This window comes from Verrucomicrobiales bacterium, from assembly GCA_016793885.1.
In the GTDB taxonomy this organism is placed as follows: Bacteria; Verrucomicrobiota; Verrucomicrobiia; order Limisphaerales; family UBA11320; genus UBA11320.
This window is the reverse complement of the sequence record JAEUHE010000100.1, coordinates 1-3,318: the sequence shown is the minus strand read 5'-3', so window position 1 is coordinate 3,318 and position 3,318 is coordinate 1. Positions and strand designations below refer to the sequence as shown.

At 60.3% G+C, this 3,318-nt stretch carries 2 protein-coding genes; both read right to left on the bottom strand.

The window, feature by feature from the left end:
• Window positions 1-402 precede the first annotated feature (402 nt).
• Window positions 403-1,503 carry a histidinol-phosphate transaminase gene (gene hisC, locus JNN07_11560; GenBank protein ID MBL9168369.1) on the bottom strand — a complete coding sequence of 367 codons (1,101 nt, stop codon included), beginning with the start codon at window positions 1,501-1,503 and terminating at the stop codon, window positions 403-405.
• Window positions 1,500-2,822, bottom strand: a complete 1,323-nt coding sequence (gene hisD, locus JNN07_11555) for a histidinol dehydrogenase (GenBank protein ID MBL9168368.1) — start codon at window positions 2,820-2,822, stop codon at window positions 1,500-1,502. The genes hisC and hisD overlap by 4 nt, the downstream gene beginning before the upstream one ends.
• Window positions 2,823-3,318 lie beyond the last annotated feature (496 nt).

Here is a 3,318-nt window from a genome sequence, read left to right as displayed (position 1 = left end):
AACGCCATAGAATCCACAACCCCATCGTGGGTTGCGAACCCTGTGGGGCTTCAGGTGATCCCAAGCGCAACCCGCGATGGGGTTGTGAGAAAACCACGACTAACCCAGGGTAGGCGCTCCTTCGTCGCGCCAACCCTGGGCTTTGAGCCGGAATCCCTTTGGGATTCTAACATTTGGTCGAAGAACTTGTGGGTAATGCTTAGGGCACGACACCGCTTTTCCTTCGCCCCGGTTTAGCACCTCCAACGCAGTCTTTTACGAGAGGCACACCAGCAGGCACTCCGCCACGCGCAGGAAAAGCGGAGACATGTCTCCGCAGTCCATAGCGCCTTGTTCCTTCGCGCGAGGCGGCACAGCCCTGCCGGGCACCCTGTAAAACGACATCCTGAGTCTGACGGCCTGCTAGCGCAGATTCTTCCGAACGGCTCGGAGCAGAGTATCGATCTCAGCATCGGTTCCGATGGTGATTCGCAGGTAGGATCGCACGTCCGGATGGCTGAACCAGCGAACGAGGACTTTGCTCTGCCTCAGCCGCTCCAACCACTCAGACGCAGGATAACGTGGCGGCTCGACCAGAATGAAGTTCGTCTGGCTCGGCAACACCCGGAAACCAAGCTCCGTGAGCGCCTTTCCCAGCCGATCCCGGGTGGCGATGATTTGTCGAAACCGCGCGCGATAATACGGGAGAAAATCCAAGGTAGAAAGCGCTGCGATCTGCCCCAGGCCATTCACGTTGTAACTGTCGCGCATGCGGTCCAGCGCATCGATCAACTCCGCCGATCCTATAAAATAGCCCACCCGCTGAAAGCAGAGGGAATACGCCTTCGAGAAGGTCCGTGCGACCAAAACATGCGGGTGCTTCAAAGCCAACGAAGCCGCGTTCTCGCGGGCAAAATCAACGTAGGCTTCATCGAGGATGACCACACCTCGCTGCGCCCGACACAGCGACGCGAGGTCCTTCGTTGCAAAGCCGTTGCCACTTGGTGCATTCGGAGTGGTCACCAATGTCAGCGCAGCCTTGAAATCCCACAGCCGCCCCTTCTTCAAGGCCCCCGGGCTGGGCAAGGCGAACCCTGGGCCTAAGGGAACGGGATGGCACGTGGCCCCGTGCGAATCTGCCAACACGGGATACAGCGAATAGCTGGGATGGAAAAACTGGACGGTCGAGGAGGACCGCCGCCGGGGTCCGGCAGCAGGCTCGACGAACGTGCGAACCGCGAGGGCCAACAGCTCGTCCGATCCATTGCCCACAATGATGTTTTGGGGCTGACAGCCATGCAGAGCCGCCAGCCGATCCCGCAGCGCTTGGGATGTAGGATTGGGATACAACCGCAACCGCCCATCCACCGCCTGCCGGACCGCTTTGAGAACACCCGGGGCAGGGGGATAAGGATTCTCGTTGGTGTTGAGTTTGATCAAACCCTTGATCTTCGGCTGCTCGCCCGGGACATAAGGGTGGAGCTTCTGGACCAGGGGCCGAATGAGAGGACGGAAAGAGCTCATCGGGTTTTCAATGACTTATTGAGGGCCCGCTGAATGCGGATCGAGGCGGACCGGCCGTGGGCATCGAGACCCTCGAGTGCCGCAAACGTAGCGATGGTCGACAAGGAACGCTTGAGCGCCGGCTTGGAATACTCGACCACGCTTGTACGCCGCTGGAACTGGTCCACCGTCAGCCCCGCAAAGGAAGCACCGGCGCCGCCTGTTGGCAGCGTGTGACTCGGCCCGGCCATATAATCGCCCAAGACCGTCGGAGAATAGCCACCCAAGAACAAGGCTCCGGCTGTCCGAAGACGTTCCGCGATCTGGGCTGGTTTCCGGGTCATGATCTCACAATGTTCTGGCGCCAGCTGGTTGGCCAAGTCCACCGCCTGGTCTAGGTCCTTCACCTGGATGAGCCAACCGTTCGACTTTAAGGCTCGTTCGATGAACTCCCGACGCTTGAGCGTCTTGAGCTGCAGGGCGATCTCCTTGGCCACCGCTTTCAGAAACTTCAGAGAAGGCGTGATCAGCCAAACGCGTTCGTGTCCCGAGCCATGCTCCGCCTGCGCGAGCAGATCCGCCGCCGCCCACCGTGAATCCGCCGTGTCGTCCGCCAACACCAACACTTCGCTCGGACCCGGAAGCAAATCGATGCTCACCGACCCGAACAGCAAACGCTTCGCGGCCACCACATAGGCATTGCCTGGACCAAAGATTTTGTTCACCCGCTTAATGGTCGGCGTGCCATAAGCCATCGCGGCAATCGCCTGGGATCCACCCACTCGGTAGATCTCGGTGGCGCCCGCGACGGTGGCGGCATAGAGCAAAGCCGGGTTCAAGGAGCCGTCTTTGCCACAGGGGGAGCAGACCACGATCTCAGGACAGCCGGCCACCTTGGCCAACAGAATCGTCATTAAGGCCGTCGATGCCAAGGGAGCGGTGCCTCCGGGCACATAGATACCCACTCGTTGGAACGCATCGAATTTCTCTCCGACCGTGCCGCCTTGGCGGTTGCGGCTCGACCAGGGCTTCCGCTTCGCACGTTGGCTAAAAGCCTCGATATTCTTCCGAGCCATAGCGACCGCTGAGCGCAGTGTGGCATCCGCCATAAGCGCAGCGGTCATCTGCTCCGCCTTGGTGACCGCCAGCTGGTCGACCGAAAGTGCGGCTCCGTCGAACTTCTCAGTCAGCTCCACCAGCGCGCGATCGCCAGCATCCGCCACCTGCTTCAATATCGCTCGGGTGCGCTCCTCGATCACGGGATCGAACAAGCTCGAAGGAGCGGCCAGGGTGCCCAGCTGCGCGGCGAAATCGGAATCGGTGTAACGGACCACGTTCATAAGCGGTTGAAACTAGGGCGTACGTCCCGGCCTTGAAAGGGGAAATTGAGGGGGCAACGGGTTCAAAACTCAGCCCATGGGCCGAGACGGCCCACACTCCATTGTAGCGTCGTCCATGCTGGACAATTCCCCAGCAACCCGAGCGCAGCGGGTCTCACTTCTCCCCAATGACAAATGAGCAATGAACAATTCGCAATGTGCAATCCGTCGCCCTTTCCCTTCCCGTCGGTTTCCCCGACCGCCTCACACGAAGCCACAAAGCCACGAAGATCCTGAGCCTAACAGCCCATGGGCCGAGCAAAGAGAGACTATTGAACCGCAATGGACGCGAAGGACGCGAGGTGGGACCCCGCAGGGATCAAAGCCGAGTTTTCCTCCGTGTGGTCTGCGGGCAACACTGTCTCTCTCCCTTCTCTCCGGAAAGCTTCGTGGCTTTGTGGCTTTGTGTGATGCATTCGGCCGTCCCCTCCCACACCCCCATGGGCCGAGACGGCCC

Coding starts and splice junctions, on each gene's coding strand:
- hisC (MBL9168369.1), bottom strand. CDS start 1,503: ATGAGCTCTTTCCGTCCTCTCATTCGGCCCCTGGTCCAGAAGCTCCAC.
- hisD (MBL9168368.1), bottom strand. CDS start 2,822: ATGAACGTGGTCCGTTACACCGATTCCGATTTCGCCGCGCAGCTGGGC.